16 protein-coding genes are annotated in these 24,628 nt (G+C 63.6%); 13 read left to right on the forward strand and 3 right to left on the reverse strand.

The window, feature by feature from the left end; genetic code table 11:
• Positions 1-105: 105 nt before the first annotated feature.
• From aceF to AOG28_RS13925, 6 genes are all read left to right on the forward strand, one after another.
• Positions 106-2,139 carry a pyruvate dehydrogenase complex dihydrolipoyllysine-residue acetyltransferase gene (gene aceF, locus AOG28_RS13900; RefSeq protein WP_054556846.1) on the forward strand — a complete coding sequence of 678 codons (2,034 nt, stop codon included), beginning with the start codon at positions 106-108 and terminating at the stop codon, positions 2,137-2,139.
• Between the two features lie 244 nt (positions 2,140-2,383).
• Positions 2,384-3,145, forward strand: a complete 762-nt coding sequence (locus AOG28_RS13905; RefSeq protein ID WP_043333781.1) for a TerC family protein — start codon at positions 2,384-2,386, stop codon at positions 3,143-3,145.
• A gap of 554 nt (positions 3,146-3,699) precedes the next feature.
• On the forward strand, positions 3,700-4,356 hold the full coding sequence (gene adk, locus AOG28_RS13910) for an adenylate kinase (protein ID WP_054556847.1): 657 nt from the start codon (positions 3,700-3,702) through the stop codon (positions 4,354-4,356).
• Between the two features lie 290 nt (positions 4,357-4,646).
• A complete protein-coding gene (tsaB, locus tag AOG28_RS13915; RefSeq protein ID WP_054556848.1) occupies positions 4,647-5,342 on the forward strand; it encodes a tRNA (adenosine(37)-N6)-threonylcarbamoyltransferase complex dimerization subunit type 1 TsaB in 696 nt (231 codons plus the stop codon).
• 205 nt (positions 5,343-5,547) lie between these two features.
• Positions 5,548-6,366: an undecaprenyl-diphosphate phosphatase gene (locus tag AOG28_RS13920; RefSeq protein ID WP_054556849.1), complete on the forward strand. Its 819-nt coding sequence runs from the start codon at positions 5,548-5,550 to the stop codon at positions 6,364-6,366.
• Between the two features lie 283 nt (positions 6,367-6,649).
• The gene (locus AOG28_RS13925) at positions 6,650-7,348 is read left to right on the forward strand and encodes a class I SAM-dependent methyltransferase (protein ID WP_235507045.1); all 699 of its coding nucleotides are present in this window, start codon (positions 6,650-6,652) and stop codon (positions 7,346-7,348) included.
• 113 nt (positions 7,349-7,461) lie between these two features.
• Here AOG28_RS13925 and plsB read toward each other — a convergent pair whose 3' ends face one another.
• A complete protein-coding gene (gene plsB / locus AOG28_RS13930) occupies positions 7,462-10,122 on the reverse strand; it encodes a glycerol-3-phosphate 1-O-acyltransferase PlsB (RefSeq protein WP_082388811.1) in 2,661 nt (886 codons plus the stop codon).
• 348 nt (positions 10,123-10,470) lie between these two features.
• Here plsB and AOG28_RS13935 point away from each other — a divergent pair, with 348 nt between their 5' ends.
• Positions 10,471-11,592, forward strand: a complete 1,122-nt coding sequence (locus tag AOG28_RS13935; protein ID WP_054556850.1) for a phospholipase D-like domain-containing protein — start codon at positions 10,471-10,473, stop codon at positions 11,590-11,592.
• A gap of 114 nt (positions 11,593-11,706) precedes the next feature.
• On the opposite strand, the gene AOG28_RS13940 is transcribed toward AOG28_RS13935, so the two are convergent.
• The gene (locus tag AOG28_RS13940) at positions 11,707-12,435 is read right to left on the reverse strand and encodes a YecA/YgfB family protein (protein WP_082388812.1); all 729 of its coding nucleotides are present in this window, start codon (positions 12,433-12,435) and stop codon (positions 11,707-11,709) included.
• Positions 12,436-12,616: 181 nt separating this feature from the next.
• On the opposite strand from AOG28_RS13940, the gene AOG28_RS13945 reads away from it, so the two are divergent.
• The 4 genes from AOG28_RS13945 to AOG28_RS13960 all read left to right on the forward strand — a co-directional run bounded on the left by AOG28_RS13945 (position 12,617) and on the right by AOG28_RS13960 (position 17,636).
• Positions 12,617-13,273: a SprT family zinc-dependent metalloprotease gene (locus AOG28_RS13945; protein WP_082388813.1), complete on the forward strand. Its 657-nt coding sequence runs from the start codon at positions 12,617-12,619 to the stop codon at positions 13,271-13,273.
• Between the two features lie 276 nt (positions 13,274-13,549).
• A complete protein-coding gene (gene acs, locus AOG28_RS13950; RefSeq protein WP_054556851.1) occupies positions 13,550-15,496 on the forward strand; it encodes an acetate--CoA ligase in 1,947 nt (648 codons plus the stop codon).
• 280 nt (positions 15,497-15,776) lie between these two features.
• Positions 15,777-16,745 (forward strand): DMT family transporter, encoded by a 969-nt coding sequence (locus AOG28_RS13955; RefSeq protein ID WP_235507041.1) that lies wholly within the window; start codon positions 15,777-15,779, stop codon positions 16,743-16,745.
• 228 nt (positions 16,746-16,973) lie between these two features.
• Positions 16,974-17,636, forward strand: coding sequence for a response regulator (locus tag AOG28_RS13960; protein WP_043333788.1), 663 nt, complete (start codon positions 16,974-16,976; stop codon positions 17,634-17,636).
• A gap of 145 nt (positions 17,637-17,781) precedes the next feature.
• Here AOG28_RS13960 and AOG28_RS13965 read toward each other — a convergent pair whose 3' ends face one another.
• Positions 17,782-21,780 carry a hybrid sensor histidine kinase/response regulator gene (locus AOG28_RS13965; protein WP_054556852.1) on the reverse strand — a complete coding sequence of 1,333 codons (3,999 nt, stop codon included), beginning with the start codon at positions 21,778-21,780 and terminating at the stop codon, positions 17,782-17,784.
• Positions 21,781-22,333: 553 nt separating this feature from the next.
• Between AOG28_RS13965 and AOG28_RS13970 the strand changes: the two genes are divergently transcribed.
• Positions 22,334-22,591 carry a DUF4212 domain-containing protein gene (locus AOG28_RS13970; protein WP_043333789.1) on the forward strand — a complete coding sequence of 86 codons (258 nt, stop codon included), beginning with the start codon at positions 22,334-22,336 and terminating at the stop codon, positions 22,589-22,591.
• A gap of 90 nt (positions 22,592-22,681) precedes the next feature.
• Positions 22,682-24,484 (forward strand): sodium:solute symporter family protein, encoded by a 1,803-nt coding sequence (locus AOG28_RS13975; RefSeq protein WP_054556853.1) that lies wholly within the window; start codon positions 22,682-22,684, stop codon positions 24,482-24,484.
• Positions 24,485-24,628 lie beyond the last annotated feature (144 nt).

Here is a 24,628-nt window from a genome sequence, read left to right on the forward strand (position 1 = left end):
GCGGAGATCGCGGAACAGGCGAGCGGCACTCCCTCCTCGACATCATGATGATGCGCAGGTGATTCGGGTGCCGCTCCCCGTGCACGTTTTGGAAGGAGCACGATCTTGAGCAGCGAAATCATCAAGGTTCCCGACATTGGCGGTAGTTCCGATGTCGAGATCATCGAGATAGCGGTGGCGGTGGGAGATGTCATCTCCGCCGAAGACACCATGATCACTCTTGAGTCCGACAAGGCCAGCATGGATGTGCCGGCACCGAAGGGCGGCAAGGTGGTGAAGATTCTCGTCAAGGAAGGCGACACCGTCTCCGAAGGCGACGATATCCTGGAGCTGGAAGCCGAAGGCGGTGGTGACACCTCCTCTGACGCTTCTGACGAGCAGGAAGCGCCGAAGGAAGAGGCTCCCAAGCAGGAAGCCTCTGAGCAGCAAGCGCCGAAGGAAGACGCTTCTGCACCGAAGGCCGCTTCCGGTGGTACCCAGACCGTCGACATCGTCGTGCCGGACCTGGGCGACTCCGAAGCCGTGCCGATCATCGAGATGGCCGTCTCCGAAGGTGACGAAGTCGACGCCGAAGATGCGCTGATCACGCTGGAATCCGACAAGGCCAGCATGGACGTCCCGAGCCCGCACAAGGGCAAGATCGTCAAGCTGACCGTCAAGGAAGGCGACAGCGTCGCTTCCGGTGATGTCATCGGTCAGATGGAAATCGCTGGTGAAGGCGGCGACAGCGCGTCTGATTCCGCGCCGGCCGAGCAGGCTTCTTCCTCCGAGTCCACCTCTGAAGACACGTCTTCCGAGGCACCGGCTGCTGAAGAAGCGCCGGCCTCCGGCGAGCCGGAGCGCAAGGAATTGCGTGTCCCGGATCTGTCCGGCAGCGACAGCGTGCCGATCATCGAGATGGCCGTGGCCGTCGGCGACGAGGTCAACGAGGAAGACGCGCTGATCACGCTCGAGTCCGACAAGGCGACCATGGACATCCCGAGCCCCTACAAGGGCAAGGTGGTGGAGCTTTCCGTCAAGGAAGGTGACACCGTCTCCGAGGGTGACCTGATCGGTTACATCGAGGTCGCGGGTGCCGCGCCTGCGCCGAAGGCTGCCAAGTCCGAAGCGCCGGCTGCGCCCAAGGCGGAGAAGAGCGAGCAGAAGCCGGCTCCGACACCGGCCGGTGCGCCGAGTCCGGAAGCCCAGATGGCCGCTCACAAGCCGAGCAAGGGCGCCAAGGTCCACGCAGGACCTGCGGTTCGCCTGCTGGCACGTGAGTTCGGTGTCGACCTGGCGGATGTCTCCGGCAGCGGTCCGAAGGGCCGTGTGGTGAAGGAAGATGTCCAGGCCTACGTCAAGCAGATGATGCAGAAGGCCAAGTCCGCACCGGCAGCACCTGCCGCGCAGGCCACCGGCGGTGCCGGTATCCCGCAGGTGCCGGATCAGGACTTCAGCCAGTTCGGTGAGATCGAAGAGAAGAAGATGGGCCGCCTGATGAAGGCCGGTGCCACTAACCTGCATCGCAGCTGGCTCAACGTCCCGCATGTGACCCAGTTCGATGAAGCCGATATCACCGAGCTCGAGGCCTTCCGCAAGTCCATGAAGGCCGAGGCGGAAGCGGCAGGTGCCAAGCTCACGCCGCTGCCGTTCATGATCAAGGCGGCGGCTCACGCGCTGGCCAAGTATCCGCAGTTCAACGTCAGCCTCAAGGCCGACGGCGAGACCCTGGTGCACAAGAAGTACGTGCACATCGGTATCGCGGTGGATACGCCGGACGGCCTGATGGTGCCGGTGATCCGCAATGCGGATCAGAAGAGCCTGCTGGACCTGGCCAAGGAGTCCGTGGAACTGGCCAAGAAGGCGCAGACCAAGAAGCTCAAGCGCGAAGAGATGACCGGTGGTTGCTTCACCATCTCGAGCCTTGGCTCCATTGGCGGTACAGCCTTCACCCCGATCGTCAACACGCCGGAAGTCGCCATCCTGGGCGTCTCCAAGGCGCAGATGAAGCCGGTGTGGGACGGCGCTGCCTTCCAGCCGCGTCTGATGATGCCGCTGTCACTGTCCTACGATCACCGTGCGGTGAACGGGGCGGATGCAGCACGCTTCACGGCGTATCTGGCTCAGGTGCTGACCGACGTGCGTCGCATGCTGCTCTGATGATGCCTGTGGCATGAAGCGCGGGTGCCTTGACCTTCCTGGAAGGTGAAGGCGCTCCTCGCTGACATAACGGCCTCCTTCGGGAGGCCGTTTTTTTGTGCATGTCCGTTGGCGTGGCAGGGCGGCGACCGCTGTTGCTGCCCTGCACAACATGCGATGCTTCACGCCAACCTGCCGCGATCTGCCGCATCGTGCTGGCACGACCCGGGAAGGCCGGTTCTCGCAACACACAAGGAGCAAGACAATGGAATGGTTGATGGACCCTTCGGCATGGGTAGCCCTGGCGACCCTGACCGCGCTTGAGATCGTGCTGGGCATCGACAACATCATCTTCCTGTCGATTCTGGTCGCGCGGCTGCCCGAGTCCCAGCGTCAGCGCGGGCGCATGATCGGCCTGGGCCTGGCGATGGGCATGCGCATCGTGCTGTTGATGTCGCTGTCGTGGCTGATGTCATTGACCGCGCCCCTGTTCAGCGTGGCCGACTTCAGTTTCTCGGGACGTGATCTGATTCTGGTCTTCGGGGGCCTGTTCCTGCTCGGCAAGAGTACCCACGAGATCCACGCCAACCTGGAAGGCGAAGATCCCGCCGAAGAGGGCGCGAAGAAGGGTAGCGCCAGCTTCATGGCAATCATGGTCCAGATCGCCTTGATCGACATCGTCTTCTCGCTGGATTCGGTGATCACGGCGGTGGGCATGGTCGACCACCTGATGGTGATGGTCATCGCCATCGTCATCTCGGTGGGCATCATGATGGTGGCCGCCAAGCCCATCGGCGATTTCGTCGATCGTCATCCGACCATCAAGATGCTGGCGCTGTCCTTCCTGATCATGGTCGGCATGATGCTGATGGTCGAAGGCTTCGGTGTCCACGTGCCCAAGGGCTATATCTACGTGGCGATGGCCTTCTCGCTGGCGGTGGAAATGCTCAACATCCGTCTGCGCAGCAAGCGCGCCAAGGCAGTGCGTCTGCGTCGCAGCAGCCAGGCGGAAGACGTCACCGAGTGAGACATTGGCACAGCAACGGCTGACATGACTCAGCCTGATCACGCCACGGCGACTGAGCAAGGTGGCCCGGCGTGAGTGGAATGACGCCCTCTGCGACCGCGTGCCGCAGGGGGCGTTTTGGTGTCATGACAGCCGTGTATGGCAGGTCGGCAACCGGCGAGGAGGGCGACAGGCCCTCCTGCGCGCCAAAACAGTGCCAAAGGGCGGCATACGCGCCTTTGGTGTGCTTGTGCCGGCGTCGTGTGAACGGTATCGTCAGCTCTACATTGCATGGCGATGACATAATGAGATCATCCGTGCGCGCCGTCGTTTTGCGCAGCACATATTGGTCCGCTGCCCATATTCATCCTGGTCATCGATACGCTCGATGCGTTCGGCCCTCATGAGGTAGTCGAGCGTCTCGACGCCGCGAGTTTCGCCGCTATATTTCGATCGTGTCGACGACCAGAGCGCCTTGGATGGCTATCTGCCGCCGAGGGCAAGGTGCACCAGCGCCAGATGACCCTTTACACCCGTTTGATGCTTTTCATTTGCACACTCAAGGAGCAGTACCGATGCGTTTGATCCTGTTGGGCGCCCCCGGCGCCGGCAAGGGCACCCAGGCCCAGTTCATCTGCGAGCGTTTCAACATCCCGCAGATCTCTACCGGAGATATGCTGCGCGCCGCGGTCAAGGCCGGCAGCGAGCTGGGACTCAAGGTCAAGGAGATCATGAATACCGGCGGACTGGTGTCCGACGAGATCATCATCGCCCTGGTCAAGGAGCGCATCAGCCAGCCCGATTGCGAGAACGGCTTCCTGTTCGACGGCTTCCCGCGCACCATTCCGCAGGCTGACGCCATGAAGGAAGCCGGCGTGAAGCTGGACCACGTGGTCGAGATCGCCGTCGCTGACGAAGAGATCGTCAAGCGTCTGTCCGGTCGTCGTGTGCACCCGGACTCCGGTCGTGTCTACCACCTCGAGTACAACCCGCCGCGCGAAGAAGGCAAGGACGACGTCACTGGCGAAGCCCTGATCCAGCGTGAAGACGACCGCGAAGCCACCGTGCGCAACCGTCTGTCCGTCTATCACGAGCAGACGGAACCGCTGGTCGAGTACTACTCCAGCTGGTCTGCCACTGGCGATGCCCAGGCACCGGCCTACCACCGCATCGAAGGCGTCGGCTCCGTCGACGACATTCGTGCTCAGCTGGTCAGCGCGCTGGAGCACTGATTGCCCGGCACGCCTCAGGTGGCTCAGTTGGAACAGATCTGATCGCGCTGGTGAAGCCGGCCGCCTGACGAAGAACGCCCGTAGACATTGTCTGCGGGCGTTTTTTTGTTCTTCGCATACTGGCGCGAAACAGGAATGATGCGTTGCGGCAGGCCGCTTGACGGCGTGGGCGTGGGGGTTGCAGCAGGAGTGACGCTCGCGGCCGACACCAGCCGTGGACAGCCTGCGTCTTTTGCTGCCCGCGGGGGACGGGTAGAATCGCGTCACATTTTTCTGACGACGAACCGCCCATGACCACGCTTCTGGCCATCGATGCATCCTCTTCCGCCTGTTCCGTTGCCCTGTGGCAAGACGGCGTTGTTACTGCCGAGCGCTGTGAGGCTCCCCGTCAGCACACCCAGCGCATGATGCCGATGATCGAGGCGCTGCTGGCCGCTGCCGATCTGACCCTCAATGACCTCGACGCCCTGGCCTATGGCCACGGACCGGGCTCGTTCACCGGGTTGCGCATCGCCGCTGGCACCATCCAGGGCCTCGCCTTCGGTCTCGATGTGCCGGTGATCGGCGTCTCGACGTTGGCGGCCCTGTCACTGCAGGCCCACCGCCTGCATCACGCGCGTTTCGTGCTGCCGATGCTGGATGCACGCATGGGCGAGCTCTACACCGGCGCCTATCGCGTCGTGACGCGCGCTGACGGCGAGATCGAGGTCGAGCAGGTGCTACCCGAGCAGGTCTGCGCTCCGGGCCTGCTGGAGCTGCCTGCGGCGCTGCGTGAGCATGACTGGCTGGCGGTCGGCTCGGGACTGGTGATGCACGACGAGCTACCCGAGAGCGTGCGTGCCAGCCTGGCACTGCAACTGCCCGAGCCGCAACCGGATGCCGAGGCCATGGTGATGCTGGCCGCCCAGGCGTATGCCCGCGGTGAAGCGGTGTCGGCGGTCGAGGCCCAGCCGGTCTATCTGCGCAATGAGGTGGCATGGCGCTGATGGCACCAGGGATTGCCATCTCGTTGCGTCATCGTGGGTTCAGCCAAGGCTGACATAAGGTTCGCGCATCATCATGTCGCGCTCGACACTCGCGGCGCGGCTTGACGCAAAGCGTTGTTCTGTCACTACGGCACGTGCAGTGCCACAGACGATGTCTGTCGTCCGTGTGGGCCACTGAGGCCCGTCTCTCTTAAAAGGATGTTTCATGGAACTCATGCATGTGGTGGCGTTGGCCGTCATTCAAGGTCTGACGGAATTTCTGCCAATTTCCTCCTCCGCCCACCTGATTCTGCCCTCCCAGGTGTTCGGCTGGCCGGACCAGGGGCTGGCGTTTGATGTCGCGGTACACGTCGGTACCTTGCTGGCCGTGGTGATGGCCTTCCGCAAGGATGTCGCCAATATTCTCGCTGGCTGGTTTGGTCAGTTCAGTGGCGGCGGTACGCTGGCGGCGCGCCAGACCGAAGACAGTCGTCTGGGCTGGGCGGTGTTGCTGGCGACGCTGCCGGCCGTGATCTTCGGCGGCCTGCTGGGCGATGTGGTGGAAACGGCCGGGCGCTCGATCGCGGTGATCGGTACCACCACCATCGTCTTCGGTCTGCTGCTGTGGTGGGCGGACGTCAAGGGCGCACGCACGCGTGACCTGGCGACGCTGACGCTCAAGGGCGCGCTGATCATCGGCCTGTTCCAGGCGCTGGCCCTGATTCCCGGCACCTCGCGTTCGGGCATCACCATCACCGCCGCGCTGCTGCTGGGCTTCGAGCGTCAGAGCGCCGCGCGCTTCTCCTTCCTGCTGTCGATTCCGCTGATCGTGGCAGCGGGCCTGCTCAAGGGCCTGGAGCTGATCGAGACCGGCAGTGAGGCGCAGCTGTTCGATGTCGCCCTCGGCGTGGTGCTGTCCTTCGTCTCCGCTCTGGTGTGCATCAAGCTGTTCCTCAAGGCCATCGACAGCATCGGCATGCTGCCCTTCGTCATCTATCGCCTGCTGCTGGGCATGATGCTGTTCGGCATGCTGTTGCTGCTGTAAGCCATGCGCGCGATGACGTAAGCTTGTCCTCTGACGGCGTCGCTCTTGCGGCGCCGTCGGCGTTTGTCAGCCTGATCGCATGCCATGCGAGTTTCCCTTTTTCTGAGTTCACCGTTTCTCATAGAGCCCATCCATGCTGCCACCCGAAGACTCCCTTGCTGCCCATGATGCAGCGGCCGATGCCGCTCCCGTGATCGCCATTGCCCGTTCGCGGCTGCAGGCGCGCCCGGAACTCGCCATGCTGGCGGCACATTTCGGTATCGCGCTGCGGGAAGATGACGAGATGCCGGCGCTCAAGCTTGAGGTGGCGCTGGACGAGCAGGGCGCATCGCGCCTGGTGATCGCTGGAGACGAGCGCGAATACGGCAAGCCGCTGTGCGTCGATTTCGTCGCCGGTCGTGCCGATCATCGCCGTCGTTTCGGCGGGGGGCGCAACCAGCTGATCGCACGCGCCTGTGGCCTGAACCGAGGCGCACTGCCGAGCATCGTCGATGCCACCGCAGGGCTCGGGCGCGATGCCTTCGTGCTGGCGAGTCTCGGGGCACCGGTATTGATGATCGAGCGCGTGGCGGCTACGGCGGCGATCCTGGTCGATGGCCTGACCCGGGCACAGGGCTGCGCGGATGATGAGATTCGCGACATCGCGCTGCGCATGCAGGCGCTGCACGGCGATGCCACGCGGGAGCTCGGGGAGCTGGTGACGCAGTGGGACCAACCGCCTCAGGTGGTGCATCTCGACCCGATGTACCCGCACCGTGACAAGTCGGCACTGGTCAAGAAGGAGATGCGTGTCTTCCGTGCCTTGGCCGGTGATGATGCGGATGCCCCGGCGCTGCTCGAGGCGGCGCTGGAGGTCGCGACGCATCGCGTGGTGGTCAAGCGCCCACGCAAGGCCGAACCGATCGGCGGGCTCGCGCCGAGTCATGTGGTCGAGGAGAAGACCAGCCGCTACGACGTCTATGTGAAGCAGGCGCTGCGCTGACGCCTGACGATGGCGTCAGCGATGTAACAGCCTCCGCCAAACGCAAAAGCCCCCGCTCGCGATCAGATCGCGAGCGGGGGCTTTTTTTGCGCCAGGGGCCTCGGCCCATCATCTCATTCGCGCTGAGAAGAGGTGTCGGACGCCTTGTGGTCTGCTGACACGGCTTCGTCAGCTCGCTCGCTGTCGCTGAGGGCAGGATGCTGCTCCTCGTCCATGCCTTCAGTCGGGGCGTCGCTCTCTTTCTCTGTCTCGTTCTCGTTCTCGCTGTCGCTGTCGCTGTCGCTGTCGCTGTCGCTGTCGCTGTCGCGCAGGCGTACATGCTGCAGGCGGTGGCGCAGGGCGGGATCGAACAGATCGCGGCCGTGCACCTGCAGGTCTTCCAGCGCTTCGCCGAAGCATAGCTGGCCGCTCTCCAGCCAGATGAACTCCAGCTCCAGCAGCGTATCGAGCAGGCCACTGAACAGACGCTTGTCGAAGAACTCCGGTGCATTGAGGCCCGACAGCAGGGTCAGGCGTTCGGCCAGGGCGCCGGAATGACTTTCGAGGGACTCGCGGTCCAGCGTGCCGCTGCCGTGCTGCAACAGGGCGGCGATCAACAGGTAGCCGCGTTCCAGCGTCGGTTGTACCGGCTGAGCCAGCAGGCGCAGCTGCTCGGAAGGCTCCTGGCTGGCCACCGGACGTGACCAGCGCTCCGGAGTGTCGCCAGTCGCGGCTTGATGCTCCAGCAGGCCTTCCTCGCTCATCAGAGCCAGCGTGGCGGCGATATCCGCCTTCAGCTCAGGGGCCTCGGGGACGAACAGCTCGCGCACCAGCAGCGGCCAGGCGGGACTGATCTGGTCTTCCAGAGCCTCGAGGGTGTACTGGGCCGTATTGCGGAAGGCGAAGGCGATCAGCGCCGGCAGCGCCAGCAGGTGCAGCACGTTGTTGCGATACCAGGTCAGCAGACTGGCCTGCTCCGGGGTGGCGATCACCAGCTCGCCAAGACTCTGCGGGCGCAGGGTGACCAGCCCCAGATGGGCGCAGTGTGCGACCCACTCATCCGGTGTGCCCTCGGGCAGGCTGTGGTCATGGCGGCCCGGCAGCTTGTCGGCGAGACGCACCAGCATCGCCAGCTGGCGTTGCAGCAGGCTGGCCTCGATGGCGTGGTGGGCGGTGGACAGCAGCACCAGCGCCGTCAGCGAGACCGGATTGAGCGCGGCGGCGGCATTGATGCGCGTGGCGATTTCATGCCCCAGTTGCGGCACCGCCTGGGTCAGCCATTCTGGGCGGCGCTGATGACGGCTGGCCTTCCAGTCCGGAGCGGTGTCATCCAGCCATTCGCCCAGCTTGAGCGGCTCGCCGATGTTCAGGTAGACCTTGCCGAAGGGCTGCTTGAGCTGGCCGAGCACGCGGATGAGGTCCAGCGGTGATTCCTTCTTCTTGCTGGCCCCCGACAGCTCGCGCTGATAGCTCAGGCTCTCGAAGACCTTCTCGTAGCCGATGTAGACCGGCACGAAGGCCACCTCGCGGCGTGTATCACGCAGGAAGGAGCGCAGGGTCATCGCCAGCATGCCCGGACGCGGGGGCAGCATGCGGCCGGTGCGTGAACGCCCCCCCTCGATGAAGTATTCCAGCGGGTGGCCACGGGTGATCAGCTGGTGCACGTACTCGTCGAAGACGGTGGCGTACAGGCGATTGCCGCGGAAGCTTCTGCGCAGGAAGAAGGCGCCGCCACGGCGCAGGATCGGGCCGATGATCGGCATGTCGAGATTCTTGCCCGCGGCGACGTGGGGCGTCATCAGGCCCTCGTGGAACAGCACGTAGGACAGCAGCAGGTAGTCGATATGGCTGCGATGACAGGGCACGTAGATCAGCTCGCAGTCGCCGGCGATCGCCTTGACCTGCGACATGCCACGCACCTCGACGCCGTCGTAGAGCTTGTGCCACAGCCGCTTGAGGGCATGCGCCAGAAAGCGCTGCACCGGATAGCCCATGTTGGAGGCGATCTCGCGACCATACTGCAGGGCGCGCTTCTCCAGGCGTGCCGGCGGCTGATTCTGCTCGCGTGCCAGCTCGCTGATCACGTCCTGCACGGCGGGCGCCTTCTGCAGGTTGCGAATCATGGTGTGGCGGTGGGAGAGGTCTGGCCCCAGCAGGCGGGTACGCACGCGCCGGAAGTGCACGCGCAGCAGGCGCGAGATGCGGCGGTGCGCCAGCGCCGAGTCCTGCGGGCCTTCCCTGAGCGCTTCGTTCAGCCTGAGCGGCTGGCCGAAATGCACATCCACCGAACGACCATGCGCCAGAATCGCGATGGCGCGGCGCAGCACGCCCGTCACGCGCCAGCTATCGGCGGAGATGAACTTCCAGAAGCCGAATTCCTTGCCCGGGGCACGCCCCCAGAACACGCTGACCGGCACCAGCTGCACCTCGACATCACTCGGGGCGTCTTCCAGTGCGGCGATCAACTTGGCCAAGCGGCGTGACAGCAGGCTCCTGTCGCTGCGCGAGCGCCGCAACAGACGGAGGCGGGAGTGGCTCAGGCGCAGGTCGCCTATGCTCAGAGGTAGGGTCGGAGAGGGCAGGCCGCGTGCCTCGCACAGCTGCTCGACCACCAGCTCGTCGGACAATGCCTGGTACGGGAAGACGTAGACCACCGGCAGCGTCGGGTCGAGGTTCAAGGCGCTGTGGTCCAACGCATTGATGTCGGGCTCCACCGCGCGCAGCTCCACCCACTTGTCCAGCAGACGGCGACTGACATTGCGCAACGGGCGCAAGACTAAGGTGACTGGCGACATGGTGAGGCTCTCGCAGGTGTGGACAAGGACGGACTACCGGAAACGACAATCTGTCGGCGTTCACGAATAAAGCATCGGGACGATGAATGAGGGTTGATTGCGACGTTTTCATGGTCTGGCTGGTAGCGCTCAGCGCGAGCATGATATTGAACATTATACGCATTCTGCCCGCAGACGCCGTGGCAGAGTATTTGGTGACTGAGCACGTAGTGACTGAGTACGTAGCAACAGAGTACTTGGTGACTGAGTGCGTAGTGACGAAGCGCACAGTGGCAGCATCTGGCGGTGCACCGTCATGGGCATCGTCATCTGTATCGTGCCGTGCAGGGAAATGACGGGAGGCAAGGCATGCTGGGAATGTGGCGATCAGGCAATCGATTCACCTTGCTGCCGGAAGGCGCGCGGTTTCTGCCCAGCATGCTGGAGGCGGTGGAATCCGCGCGCCATTCCATCCTGCTCGAGCTGTATCTGGCCGAGAGCGGCCACCTCAGTCGCGTCCTGATCGATGCGCTGTGTGGCGCGCGCCGCCGCGGCGTGACGGTGCTGGTGCTGCTGGACGGCTTCGGCTCGCTAGGCCTTGAGGAAGCTGACCGCCAGCGCATGATCGAGGCCGATATCCAGCTCAGGATCTACAACCCGCTCTCCTGGTGGCGGCTGGGGCGCAATCTGACCCGTGACCATCGCAAGCTTCTGGTGGTCGATGGGGAGGTGGGCTTTACCGGCGGCTTCGGTGCGGTGGATGTCTTCGCCGAGGCCTGGTCGGAAGTCGCGATACGCATCGAGGGGCCGTGCATCAGTGACTGGGTGCGCCTGTTCGCACGCGTGTGGGACTCCGCGGCCAGTCGTGGCCATGGCAGCCGACTGGCGGTGCGCAGCATCAATGTGCGGGCGTGCCGGGTCGAGGGCTATCTGAGCATGCGTGGGCGGGTGGTCTGGGGGCATGGTTTCCGCTATCAGGCCATCCGTCATTCCCTGCAGCATCAGGCCAGTAGCTCACGCAAGCGGCTGTGGATCTGCACGCCATACTTCGTGCCGACCTTCAGCATGCGGCGGCGTCTCAAGCGCGCGGCGCGCCGGGGTGTCGATGTCCGATTGCTGATCGCCGGCCAGCATCATGACCACCCGGGCGTGCGCTCGGCGGGGCAGCGCTTCTATGCCGGGCTGCTCAAGGCGGGCGTGCGTATCCATGAATTCCAGCCCCGCTTTCTGCATGCCAAGTTCTCGCTGGCGGATGACTGGGTGACGCTGGGATCGTGCAACTTCGATCATTGGAGCCTGCAGTGGAATCTGGAGGCCAATCAGGAGGTGCAGGACCATCGCTTCGCCGCCGACGTCGCCACGCTGTTCGAGCATCACTTCGCCCACAGTGTCGAGATCACCCAGGCCGCCTGGCAGCGTCGGCCGCTGATGCAGCGCTGTCGCGAGTGGGGCTATGGCACCCTGGATAGCCTGGTGACGCGGCTGCGCTGAGCGGCTCGCAGCTGTCAGACGCGGCTGAGTGGAACCAAAACGCCGGACGACCCATGAGGTCGCCCGGCGTTGTCATTTTCAAGGCTGCATGGCGTTAAGAGCGCCATGGCGAGCTCAGCGCTTCTTGCCGCCGCCCTTGCCGCCGTTCTTGTTGCCACCCTTGCCAGTGCCCTTGTTGCCGGCGTGCTTGCTGCGCGGAATACCGGCTGCGCCCGGTGCGGCGGAACCCTTGCGACGCGGCGACGGCTTGGGGCTTTCCGGCGGGACACGGTAGAGCAGGTAGAGATCCAGCAGCAGTTCCGGCAGCTGGTTGACGAAGCGCTGGGCACCGATCGGGTCGGCGATCAGCTCACCGATCTCCGGGTCTTCATCGTCGAATACGCCGGAGATGGCCATGAACGGCAGCAGCAGTTCGGCGGCCGCCTCTTCCTGGGTACCGAACCAGGCTTCCTCGTCCATGAACACGCCTTCCATGAAGCCGGCACACCAGTCGCCGATCGGCGTCTCGACCGGGTCGGCACCGCCCAGCTCCAGCTCGAACAGCAGTTCCGGCAGCACGCCGTGCTCGAGGGCATCGATGGCATTGGCGCGCATCTGCTCGAACAGGGAGACGACTTCCGCTTCCTGTTGCGGGCTTTCGTAGCTTGGCTGCCCCTGGAAGAGTTCCGGCAGCCACAGGCTGGAGGGCACTTCGCGCGGTGCGATGGCCAGTGCCAGCATGAAGCCATGCGCACTGATGATATCGAGAGCTTCCGGGCCGACGATGTCGGACTCGAGGAATTCGTCGAGGATGTCGAGGGATTCATCATCCAGCAGCGGCTGGGTCTGGACAGGCTCGGCCATGGGGGAGTCTCACGTGCGATAAGGGGAGAAGTCGAACAGTGCCGCCTGGCTACCTGGGTGAACCAAGGGGAACCGGGCAGGCGTGAATGGCGCTAGTGTATCATTTCACGCCTCGAGGAGTGGTACGCTCGCTCGTCATCGGCTCATCCATACCTTCGCTCTGCTGTCTGGTCATCGTGTCATGTCATCATCCACTCGTCGTGTCGTCAGCCGTCACCGTTTTGCGCCCGATCATGCTCTGGCCTGCCTGGGGGAGACCCCCGCGACGCCACTGCCGCTGGCCGATGCCGCCGCGCTCGAGGCGCTGACGGCGCCTGCCCTGCACGCGACGCTGGAGGCGCAGGTGCTGGCATGTCTGGCACGCGCGCGCGCCCTGTTCCCCGAGCTGCGCATGCCGTCGGTCTCCTGCCGCCTCAAGGGGCGCACGGCGGGCACGGCGGATTCGGCGCGCCAGCGGCTGCGCTTCAATTGGCAACTGCTCAGCGAGAACCGCCATCACTTCCTCAGCCAGACCGTCCCCCACGAGGTCGCGCACTGGGTGGTGATGGAGGTGGTCGAGCGCGCCGGCAAGACGCGTGTCAAACCGCATGGCCCCGAGTGGCAGCAGGTGATGACCAACCTCTACGGCATCCCGCCGGAGGTGACGCATCGCATGGATGTCTCGACTGCCAGTCCGACGCCCTGGGCGTATGGCTGTGGCTGCGATACCGCGCACTATTTCAGCTCGCGACGCCATGCCAATGCCCAGCGCGGTCACCGCTATCGCTGTCGGCGCTGTGGCCAGGAGTTGAGCGGGCCATTGAATGATCCGGCGCGCAATGCGTCGACTGCGCGTTGAGGCGCATTTCGCTCGCTGGCGCGTCATTGCAAAGTGCGAGTCGCGCCAGAAGGTGTCTTTTCAGGCGGTTTCTGTCCTCCGAACGTCGCTGTGACCTTGGTGTAATTTGTTGATAAACAGTTGAAATAATTAGTAAAAATTTATCTACCAAGGTCTAGTGTGTGGCCCCCCCATGCTTGGGTTTAAGCTGAAATGGACTTGCCTCGGCTCGCCTGCGCTTCACGCATGCCGCGTGGGACAGCGAGTCGCCAGCCAATCCGTCAGAGGTCACGCCACATGAGCGAACATGCCAAGGTTCATCCGGTCACTCCCGATGTCGCCGCCCACGCCTGGGCAGACCGCGAGCGCTATCAGGCCATGTATCAGCAGTCCGTCGAGGCGCCGGAGACATTCTGGGCCGAGCAGGCACAGTCACTGGACTGGTTCGATCCGCCCTCGGTGATCCGCAATACCAACTTCGGCCCCGGTGATGTCGATGTGCGCTGGTTCGAGGACGGCAAGCTCAACGTGGCGCACAACTGCCTCGATCGCCACCTCGCCGAGCGTGGCGATCAGGTCGCCATCATCTGGGAAGGGGACGACCCGAACGAGTCCCAGTCGATCACCTATCGCGAGCTGCATGCGCGTGTCAGCCAGTTTGCCAATGGCCTCAAGGAGTTGGGCGTCAAGCGGGGCGATGTGGTCACGCTGTACATGCCGATGATTCCGGAAGCCGCGATGGCGATGCTGGCCTGTACGCGCATCGGTGCCGTGCACTCGGTGGTGTTCGGTGGCTTCTCGCCGGACGCGCTGGCGGGGCGTATCGTCGATTCCAGCTCGCGCATCGTGATCACCGCCGATGAGTCACTGCGGGGTGGCAAGCGCGTGCCGCTCAAGGAAAACGTCGATGAGGCGCTGGAGCGTGATGGCACCGACTGTGTCGACCACGTGCTGGTGGTGCGGCGTACCGGCGGTGAGGTGAACTGGGGCAGCCGCGATGCCTGGTTCCATGAGCTGGTGGACCGTCAGTCCAGTGACTGCCCGGCCGAGGCGATGGGCGCGGAAGACCCGCTGTTCATCCTCTACACCTCCGGTTCCACCGGCACGCCCAAGGGCCTGAAGCACACCACGGGCGGTTATCTGCTCTATGCCGCGATGACCCATCGCTACGTGTTCGATTATCACGATGGCGATATCTACTGGTGCACGGCGGATGTCGGCTGGGTGACGGGCCACAGCTATATCGTCTACGGCCCGCTGGCCAATGGCGCGACCACGCTGATGTTCGAGGGCGTGCCCAGCTATCCGACCCACGGACGCATCGGCGAGATCGTCGACAAGCACCAGGTCAACATTCTCTATACCGCCCCGACCGCCGTGCGTGCGCTGATGGCACACGGTGACAGCGTGATGGACTCAAGCTCGCGCACGAGCCTGCGGCTGCTCGGGTCGGTGGGCGAGCCGATCAACCCCGAGGCCTGGGAGTGGTTCCACCGCGTGATCGGCAATGGCAATTGCCCGCTGGTGGACACCTGGTGGCAGACCGAGACCGGCGGCATCATGATCGCGCCGCTGCCGGGCGCGACCGATCTCAAGCCGGGCTCAGCCACGCTGCCGTTCTTCGGTGTGCAGCCGGCGCTGGTCGACAACGAGGGCAATATCCTCGAGGGCGCGACCGAAGGCAACCTGGTGATTCTCGACAGCTGGCCGGGGCAGGCACGTTCGATCTGGGGCAATCACGAACGCTACGTGCAGACCTACTTCTCCACCTATGCGGGCATGTACTTCACCGGTGACGGCTGTCGTCGCGATGAGGATGGCTACTACTGGATCACCGGGCGCGTCGATGATGTGCTCAACGTCTCTGGCCACCGCATGGGCACCGCCGAGATCGAGTCCTCGCTGGTCGCGCATGAAGCGGTCGCCGAGGCCGCCGTGGTCGGCTATCCCCATGACATCAAGGGTCAGGGCATCTACATCTACGTGACGCTCAACGACGGCATCGAAGCCAGTGATGAGCTCAAGAAGACGCTGACCCAGTGGGTGCGCAAGGACATCGGCCCGATCGCCTCGCCGGATGTCATCCAGTGGGCGCCGGGGCTGCCCAAGACGCGATCCGGCAAGATCATGCGCCGCATCCTCAGGAAGATCGCCGCCAACGAGACCGACGGCCTCGGCGATACCTCGACCCTGGCGGACCCGTCAGTGGTGGATGACCTGATCGAGCAGCGCGCCAACCGCTGAACGCGTCGAGTACTGGTCTTCGAGGCCTGACAAGACACGCAGCGACAGCGAAGCGCGGGAGCCTGGCTCCCGCGCTTTTTTGTGCGCCTGTCCGGGAGCATCTGTCTATTCGTATTCCTGGCCCGCGCTCTTGCGCTGTGCGAGACGTGAAAGGTTGGCCATCGAGGAGGCGCTGGCTTGATAATGACGCGCCAGCGGATGTGCCAGCGGATGTGCCCGCGGAGTCCGTTCGCGCCTCGCTGCACATTTCCCCAATCAATTCATGATCAAGGCCGCCCCCATGTCAGCAGGCAAGTCGGATGCATCCTGCCCCGCCTCTCAGCCAGCCAGTTCTCCCGCCAGTTCTCCCGCCGCCGCGTCGTCCACTGAGGGCGAGAATCGTCCTCGCGCCGTCATCCTGATGTGCCTGTCGGCGATCTCGTTCGCGCTGATGGGAGCGATGGTCAAGCTGAGCGGCGACCTGCCGTTGTTCGAGAAGGTCTTCGTGCGCAACCTGGTCAGTCTCGGCGTGGCGGTGGTGATGGTGCGCATGGCGGGCGCGCGCCTGCTGGGCCATTGGCATCACCAGCCGATGCTGATGGCGCGGTCACTGATCGGGCTCGGCGGCGTGATGAGCTTCTTCTACGCCATCGATCATCTGCTGCTGGCAGATGCGACTATTCTGAATAAGCTATCGCCGTTCTTCGTCAGCCTGTTCGCCGGTCTCTTCCTGGCCGAGCGCCTTGGTGGCTGGCGGCTGGTCGGCATGCTGGTCGCCTTTTCTGGCGCGGCGCTGGTCATCAAGCCGCAACTGGCATTTGCCGAGGGCGGAGTGGAGGCATTGTTGCCCGCCATGGTCGGGCTGGGTTCGGCAATGCTGGCGGGGGCGGCCTATACGCTCATCCGTGCGATGAGAGGGCGCGAGGCCTCGGCGACCATCGTGCTGCATTTCTCGCTGGTCTCCAGTGTGGTGACATTGGTGCCGATGTTGATGAATCCGGTGATGCCGAGCGGCCCTCAGGCGCTGGCCTTGCTGGGCATCGGCATCTTTGCGGCCGGCGGTCAGATTCTGATGACCACCGCCTATCGCCTCGCACCGGCGGGGGAAGTGTCGATCTATTCCTATCTCACCATCGTGTTTTCGGCACTGGCGGGCTGGGCCATCTGGGGGGAGGTGCCGGATATCGCCAGTCTGATCGGCTTCGTGCTGATTGCCGGTGTCGCATTGATCGGCTGGCATGCCAGTCGCGTTGCGGGTAGGGTTGTCTGACTCACCATCCCCAGGATGCTGTCAGAATCAGCGCACGGATTGTTCGCTCGCCGGGCATCAATCCGTGCGATACTCGTGTTCCCCGAGCGAAACATCAGTACATCTTCCGATGGTGGGCTGCTTTGTTAAACGCACGTTTTATGGGGTAACATGCCAGAAAATAACGGCGATTGTTGACCGGCCAGGAAGGTCGGTGATGATCACCATCGGGGTTTTGGAGGAGACTCAATGGCCTTTGCCCAGAAGTTCATCGTTGCAGACGATCACCCGCTCTTTCGTGCCGCACTGACCCAGGCGCTTAGACAAGTCGCCTCTCAGGCGGAGATCGTCGAGGCTGACAGCATGGAAGCGACCAACGAAGTCGTTGCCCGCCATCCCGATGCCGACCTGATCCTGTTGGACCTGCACATGCCGGGAGCCCACGGCTTCTCCGGTCTGATCCAGTTGCGTGGCCAGACACCGGACATCCCGGTGGCGGTCGTGTCCGGTAGCGAGGAACCCTACGTGGTGCGCCGCGCCATCGATTATGGGGCCTCCGGCTTCATTCCCAAGTCCGCCAGCCTCGACGTCATCGCCGAAGCCATCGGCGAGATCCTCGAAGGTGAGGTCTGGCTGCCGACGGATATCGCCGAGGCCATGGGCGAGTCTTCCGAGGATGAATCGCGCTTCGCCGAGGCGATCGCGTCACTGACGCCGCAGCAGTTCCGCGTGCTCAACATGCTGACGGAAGGTCTGCTCAACAAGCAGATCGCCTATGAGCTGAATGTGTCCGAGGCCACCATCAAGGCCCACGTGACTGCCATTCTGCGCAAGCTGGGCGTGCATTCGCGCACCCAGGCCGTCATCGCGGCCCAGCGTCTGGAAGTCGAGCCGCCGAAAGTCCGCTCCTGATCCTGCGTCAGCGCTTGAGCTGAGGCTCTCCTCGAGAGTCGCGCCTTCAAGCCACAAAAAGCCCGCCCTGTCGCTGACAGGGCGGGCTTTTTGCGTCATGGATAAATGAGTTAAGGACGAAAGAGCGACAGGCCAGCCCGCCTGATCAGGGGGCTGGGTCATCCGTCGCGGCGTCGGGGGCATCACTCGCGCCACTGGTGTGCTTCTCGGCGCGGTTGGCCTGCAGGGTGCGCGTCAGCAGCGCACGCAGCGCGGCGGGTCGCACCGGCTTGAGCAGCAGGTGATAACCCGCACGGCGCACTTCCTCGGCGACCTCATCGGTGCGGTCGGCGGTGATCACGATGCCCGGCACCGAGCCCGCCAGACGTTCATCCAGCGCATCCAGCGCCATCAGGCCAGTCACCTCGTTGTCGAGGTGGTAGTCGGCGAGGATGGCATCCGGATCACCATCCAGGTTGCGGATCACCGACTTGGCGCCGCCGATCGAGGTCGCCGTGAACACCTCGCACCCCCAGCCGGACAGCATCGCCTTCATGCCCTCGAGAATCAGGCTTTCGTTGTCGATGCACAGGACGCGAGTGCCGGTCAGCTTGTTGCCGGCGCGCTTGCGAGCCGGCACGGCATCCGGCAGCTCGGCCGCCGGCAGGTCCTTGCTGATCGGCACGCTGACGGCGAAGACGGTGCCGATGCCGACCCAGCTGCGCACCGTGATCGGGTGGTCGAGCACCCGGCTCATGCGTTCGGCGATCGACAGTCCCAGGCCGAGCCCCTTCTCGCTTTCCTTGTGGCGCTCGGTCTGATCGAGACGCCGGAATTCCTGGAAGATCTCGGTCAGCTTCGACTCGGGAATGCCGGGGCCGGTGTCCCAGACCTCGATGCGAATGCGATCGCCCAGACGGCGACAGCCCAGCAGCACATGGCCCTGACGGGTATAGCGCACCGCGTTGGAGAGGAAGTTCTGCACGATGCGTCTGAGCATCTGGCCATCGGAATCCACTGCCAGCTGCGTCATCACCACTTTCAGGTCCAGCCCGCGATCTTCCGCCATCACCTCGAACTCGGCCTTGAGCGGCTTGAGGATATCGGAGAGACGGAACACGCTGCGGCGTGGGGCCAGTGCCCCGGCATCCAGCTTGGAGATGTCGAGCAGGGTGCTGAGCAGTTCCTCGGCGGCCTGCAGCGAGTTGTCGATGTGATTGGTGGTGGTCTTCATCTCGCCTTCGACCTGCTGGGCGAGGGCAGAGGTGAACAGACGCGCCGCATTCAGTGGCTGCAGCAGGTCGTGGCTGGCCGCGGCCAGGAAGCGTGTCTTGGAGGCGTTGGCATCCTCGGCCAGCTGCTTGGCCTGACGCAGTGCCTGCTCGGCCTCGGCGCGCACGCGGTTCTCGGTGCGCAGGGCCTCGTTGACCTGTGACAGCTCCTGGGTACGCACGCGCACGCGCTCCTCCAGGTTCTCGTTGGTCTCCTTGAGGGCGATCTCCGCCAGGCGTCGCTCGGTGATGTCCTGATAGAGCGCGAAGAAGCCGAGGATGTTGCCCTTGGTGCTGAAGTGCGGCGTATAGGTGACCAGCATGTAGCGCACACCGCCTTCCGGGGCTTCCAGCGAGATCTCGAAGGAGACGCGCTCACCGGACAGCGCGCGCGTCATCCACGGTGCGCGTTGGCGATAGATGTCTTCCGGCATCGCTTCTTCGGCGGGCTCGCCGATCACGGCGGTACGATCGATGCCCATCACCGCTTCATAGGCACGGTTGGTGAAGAGGTAGCGACACTCCTTGTCGAAGTAGGCGATCAGCGCCGGCACGTTGTCGGTGTAGATGCGGATGTTGTTTTCCGAGCGGATCAACGCCTCTTCGGTGCGCTTCTGCTGGGTGATGTCCTGATAGGTGTAGACGAAGCCGCCACCGGGCATCGGATTGCCCTGGATCTCCATCACGCTGTCATCCTGGCGATAGCGCACGTAGCGGTGCGGCTCGCCGTTGCGGATGGCATCCAGCAGCTGGTCGACGTGCTCTTCGGGGTCGCCCGGGCCGTATTCGCCGTTGTGGGCGTTGTAGCGGAAGATGCGATCGATGGGGGCGCCGACCCGAATCAGGTTGTCAGGGAAGCGGAACATGTCCAGGTAGCGCTGGTTCCACACCACCAGGCGCATGTGCTGGTCGACCACGCTAATGCCCTGGTGGATGTTCTCGATGGTCGCCTGCAGCAGGGCGCGGTTGAATTCGAGCACCTGCGAGGCTTCATCGACGATGGAGATGACATCCGAGATGCCGATGCCGCGGCCCTGCAGCGCCGAGTTGACGACGATGCGTGCCGAGGAGGCACCGAGCACCGAGGCCAGGAAGCGTTCGGTGAACTGGATCAGGTCGATGGAGGCGCGTGCATGCAGCTCCAGCGGCTGGCCGCTGCGGCGTGCGTAGTCCTCGAAGGCGCGCTCGACCTGCTCGTGGCTGAGGAAGCGTTCGCACAGGACGCGCAGGTCGGAGACGGAGGTGGAGCCGGTCCAGGGGCGCGAGACGCTGGTCTGGCGGGTCTCGACACTGTCGACGAACAGCGAGGCCTGAATGCGCTCGACCACGCGCTGCGGCGTCATCTGCGAGACGAAGATGTAGCAGAACAGGTTCAGGCCGAGCGACAGCATCACGCCGTGGGTCAGCGGGTCATTGAAGCGGAAGCCGAACAGGCCATGCGGCGACAGCCAGTCGATGTCCAGCGGCCCTTGGTTGACGATCTCGGTCGGCATCAGGCCCGCCTGTGCCAGTGCCGGCACGAGCAGGGTCCAGGCCCAGACCGCGAAGCCGACATTCAAACCGACGATGACGCCGAGGCGGTTGCCGCGCTTCCAGTAGAGGCCACCCATCAGCGAGGGTGCGAACTGGGCGACGGCGGCAAACGACAGCAAGCCGATGGCCGAGAGGGTGCTGTATTCGGCGATCAGCAGATAGAAGCCGTAGGCCAGCGCCAGGATCATCACGATGGTCAGACGACGCGCCAGCAACACGATATGGCTGTAGTCGCGCGCCTCGGTATCGAACCAGCGCAGGCGGAACAGCAACGGAATCACGATCTCGTTGGAGATCATGATCGAGACCGCGACGGCGGCGACGATCACCATGCCGGTGGCGGCGGAGAAGCCGCCGATGAAGGTCAGCAGGGTCAGCCAGGTCTGGTCCGCCGCCATCGGCAGCGCCAGCACGAAGCTGTCCGGTGACACCGAACCGTCGGGGAACATGGTCAGGCCGGCGGCGGCGATCGGCAGCACGAAGAAGGAGATGGCGACCAGATAGATCGGGAACATCCAGCGCGCACGCCGGGCGTCATCGTGGTGGGTGTTCTCGACCACCGCGACGTGGAACTGACGCGGCAGGCAGAAGATCGCCAGCATCGCCAGCAGCGTCTGGGCCCAGAAGCCGGTGCCGAAGGTCTGGGTCTCCAGCTGCTGTTGCAGCTCCAGATAGGTATCAGCCTTGGTGAACAGATCGCCCAGGCCATTGAACATGCCCCAGGTGACATAGACGCCCAGGGTCAGGAAGGCGACCAGCTTGACCAGCGATTCGAAGGCGATCGCCTGCAACAGACCGACATGGTGCTCGGTGGCGTCGGTATGGCGGGTGCCGAACAGGATGGCGAACAGCGCCATGATCGCCGCGACATAGAAGGCGGTATCGCCCAGCCAGGCGGTTCGCGTGACATCGCTGGTGTCGGTGAGTACCTGATAGGCACTCGAGACGGCCTTCAGCTGCAGGGCGATGTAGGGCAGGGTGCCGACCAGGGCCACCAGCGAGGCGAACACCGCCAGCGACTGCGTCTTGCCGTAGCGCGAGGCGATGAAGTCGGCAATCGAGGTGATGTTCTGGCGTTTGGCGACCCGAATCATCTTGAGCAGAATCGGCCAGAACAGCAGACAGGCCAGAATCGGCCCGATGAAGATGCTCAGATAACTCCAGCCGCTGGTCGCGGCCTGCCCGACGCTACCGTAGAAGGTCCAGCTGGTGCAGTAGACCGCAAGCCCCAGACTGTAGACCGCTGGGCGCCGATTCGGCGACCCGTGTTTCTTGGCGTTGCGATCCCCCCGCCATGCAATCGTGAACAGCACCGCGATATATGCGAGTGCCACTGCGATCAGCCACCAACCCTGGAACATGTCGCTCTCCTCTCTGGAAGCGCCATTCTACGCAGCCCCGCCACGAGTCCCAAGCACTGTGCATGACAGACTCGGCGTCTTGAGAGTCGTGGGGAAGAGGCTCCGTCTTCCATTGCCACGCAGATGCCTCGCTGGCGGCCCTCAAGAAGTGGTAAATGGCGTCTGCACAACGGGCCTGTTTGCCGGCATTGGCCAATGTCATGCGCGCAATACGTCGAAGCTATCGCCGATCATTCTTCGCCCATTTGGCCAATAGACCAAGGGATTGCATCTTTAGGATATGAATCAACTTGTTGATTTCAAATGAATTGCATCGTTCTCAACTTTGCTCCATCAGGGATGGCTGACATTCTCGACTAAAGTCAGCCTGCAGCGTTGCAGGGCCTTGTCTACTGTCAGATTCGAGTCGCCAAGTTTCCTTTCATGCCTTGAAAGGCGCAGGAAATACCCATCAACCGCCGAGAAAGGATCATCCGCTGACAGGTGGTCATCGATCTCTGGATCGCCCATCACTCCACTTCGCCAATCACAATAACAATGCGAGAACACCATCATGAAGGAAGCGAATGCCAAGGCGTATTGGTCCGCCAATATCAAACTGATCATGGGCTATCTCGTGGTCTGGTTCGTGGTGTCCTATGGATGCGGGATATTGCTGGTGGACGTGCTGAACAACATCCAGTTCTTCGGTTTCAAGCTGGGCTTCTGGTTTGCGCAACAGGGAGCGATCTACTTCTTCCTCGCGCTGATCATTCTGTATGCCCGTTCGATGAACAAGCTCGATGAGCGCTTCGATGTTCACGAGCAATGAGTCAGTGACACGCCGGGCACAGGCCGCTCGTCGTGCCGCGCCATTGTGTGAATAAGAATAATATGATCGATATCGCCAAGGACACTGCCAATGGATGTTCAACTGCTGACCTATCTGTTCGTGGGCGCGTCATTTGCGCTCTATATCGGGATCGCGGTGTGGTCGCGAGCCGGTTCCACCAAGGAATTCTATGTCGCCGGGGGTGGCGTTCACCCCATCGCCAACGGGGCAGCGACCGCCGCTGACTGGATGTCGGCGGCCTCGTTCATCTCGATGGCGGGCATCATCGCCTATGTCGGTTATGACGCCTCCGTCTACCTGATGGGCTGGACCGGCGGCTACGTCCTGCTGGCCATGCTGCTGGCGCCGTACCTGCGCAAGTTCGGCAAGTTCACGGTGCCGGACTTCGTCGGTGACCGTTACTACTCCAGCGTCGCGCGCACCGTGGCGGTGGTCTGTGTCATCTTCATTTCCTTCACCTATGTTGCCGGTCAGATGCGCGGTACCGGCATCGTCTTCGCGCGCTTCCTCGAGGTGGACGTGAACGTCGGCGTGGTGATCGGCATGGCGATCGTCTTCTTCTATGCGGTACTCGGCGGCATGAAGGGCATCACCTATACCCAGGTGGCCCAGTACTGCGTGCTGATCTTCGCCTTCTTGGTGCCGGCGGTGTTCCTGTCGATCATGATGACGGGCCACGTGCTGCCGCAGACCGGTTTCGGCGGCACCCTGGTCGATGCCCAGGGCAATGACACCGGCGTCTATCTGCTGCACAAGCTCGATCAGGTGGTGACCGATCTCGGCTTCCGCGAGTACACCGAGGGTTCCAAGTCCACCATCGATGTCTTCTTCATCACCGCCGCGCTGATGTGCGGAACCGCGGGTCTGCCCCACGTCATCGTGCGCTTCTTCACGGTGCCGACGGTCAAGGATGCACGTATCTCCGCCGGTTGGGCGCTGTTCTTCATCGCACTGCTCTACACCACTGCGCCGGCCGTGGGTGCCTTCGCGCGGGTGAATCTGGTCGAGACCGTCAACGAGACGGCCTATGAGGAGCTGCCGGGCTGGTTCTACAACTGGGAGAACACCGGGCTGATCGGCTGGGTCGACAAGAATGGCGACGGCATCATCCAGATGCGTGGCGGTGATCCCTTCGCGGGCAAGCCGAGCTACGAAGGCAGCGCCGACAGTCAGGCGGCCCGCGGTGAGTACGGTCAGCGTCTGGTGAGCAACACGCCCACCGACAACGAGAGCGAGGTCTACATCGACCGCGACATCATCGTGCTGGCCAACCCGGAGATCGGCAACCTGCCGGCATGGGTCATCGCGCTGGTGGCGGCGGGTGGGGTGGCGGCAGCACTCTCGACGGCGGCCGGTCTGTTGCTGGTCATCTCGTCGGCCATCTCGCATGACCTGCTCAAGAAGACCTTCAAGCCAGACATCAGCGAGAAGCAGGAACTGATGGCGGCACGCATGGCGGCGGCCGTGGCCATCGTGATCGCCGGCTACTTCGGCATCAATCCGCCAGGCTTCGTGGCGCAGGTGGTGGCCTTTGCCTTCGGGCTTGCGGCATCGAGCTTCTTCCCGGTCATCCTGCTGGGGATATTCTCCAAGCGCATGAACAAGGAAGGTGCCATCGCGGGCATGCTGGTCGGCCTGGTGTTCACCTTCAGCTACATCGTCTACTTCAAGTTCATCTCGCCGGAACTCAACAGCGCCGAGAACTGGTTGCTGGGTGTGTCGCCGGAGGGGATCGGCTCGCTGGGCATGGTGCTCAACTTCGTCGTCGCGGTCATCGTCTGCAAGATGACCCCGCCGCCGCCCGAGCACATCCAGCATATCGTCGAGGACATTCGTGTTCCGCGCGGGGCCGGAACAGCAGTGGATCACTGATTCAGGCAGCAGGGCCTGTTCGCGCAGCACGCAGCATCGGTGCGAACAGGCCCCCGTTTCCCGAAGCCCCGTCTTGCACCTGCAGGCGGGGCCTCGTGGTTTGAGGGCTCGTGCATCGATCAGCGCTGCACGCGCAGAGGGGAG

The sequence above is a fragment of the Cobetia sp. UCD-24C genome (genome assembly GCF_001306765.1).
In the GTDB taxonomy this organism is placed as follows: Bacteria; Pseudomonadota; Gammaproteobacteria; order Pseudomonadales; family Halomonadaceae; genus Cobetia; species Cobetia amphilecti.

Excerpts from the sequence above, each read along its gene's own strand:
- AOG28_RS13905 (WP_043333781.1), top strand. The coding sequence starts at position 2,384 with ATGGAATGGTTGATGGACCCTTCGGCATGGGTAGCCCTGGCGACCCTG.
- adk (WP_054556847.1), top strand. The coding sequence starts at position 3,700 with ATGCGTTTGATCCTGTTGGGCGCCCCCGGCGCCGGCAAGGGCACCCAG.
- tsaB (WP_054556848.1), top strand. The coding sequence starts at position 4,647 with ATGACCACGCTTCTGGCCATCGATGCATCCTCTTCCGCCTGTTCCGTT.
- AOG28_RS13920 (WP_054556849.1), top strand. The coding sequence starts at position 5,548 with ATGGAACTCATGCATGTGGTGGCGTTGGCCGTCATTCAAGGTCTGACG.
- AOG28_RS13925 (WP_235507045.1), top strand. The coding sequence starts at position 6,650 with ATGCCGGCGCTCAAGCTTGAGGTGGCGCTGGACGAGCAGGGCGCATCG.
- plsB (WP_082388811.1), bottom strand. The coding sequence starts at position 10,122 with ATGTCGCCAGTCACCTTAGTCTTGCGCCCGTTGCGCAATGTCAGTCGC.
- AOG28_RS13935 (WP_054556850.1), top strand. The coding sequence starts at position 10,471 with ATGCTGGGAATGTGGCGATCAGGCAATCGATTCACCTTGCTGCCGGAA.
- AOG28_RS13940 (WP_082388812.1), bottom strand. The coding sequence starts at position 12,435 with ATGGCCGAGCCTGTCCAGACCCAGCCGCTGCTGGATGATGAATCCCTC.
- AOG28_RS13945 (WP_082388813.1), top strand. The coding sequence starts at position 12,617 with ATGTCATCATCCACTCGTCGTGTCGTCAGCCGTCACCGTTTTGCGCCC.
- acs (WP_054556851.1), top strand. The coding sequence starts at position 13,550 with ATGAGCGAACATGCCAAGGTTCATCCGGTCACTCCCGATGTCGCCGCC.
- AOG28_RS13955 (WP_235507041.1), top strand. The coding sequence starts at position 15,777 with ATGTCAGCAGGCAAGTCGGATGCATCCTGCCCCGCCTCTCAGCCAGCC.
- AOG28_RS13960 (WP_043333788.1), top strand. The coding sequence starts at position 16,974 with ATGGCCTTTGCCCAGAAGTTCATCGTTGCAGACGATCACCCGCTCTTT.
- AOG28_RS13965 (WP_054556852.1), bottom strand. The coding sequence starts at position 21,780 with ATGTTCCAGGGTTGGTGGCTGATCGCAGTGGCACTCGCATATATCGCG.
- AOG28_RS13970 (WP_043333789.1), top strand. The coding sequence starts at position 22,334 with ATGAAGGAAGCGAATGCCAAGGCGTATTGGTCCGCCAATATCAAACTG.
- AOG28_RS13975 (WP_054556853.1), top strand. The coding sequence starts at position 22,682 with ATGGATGTTCAACTGCTGACCTATCTGTTCGTGGGCGCGTCATTTGCG.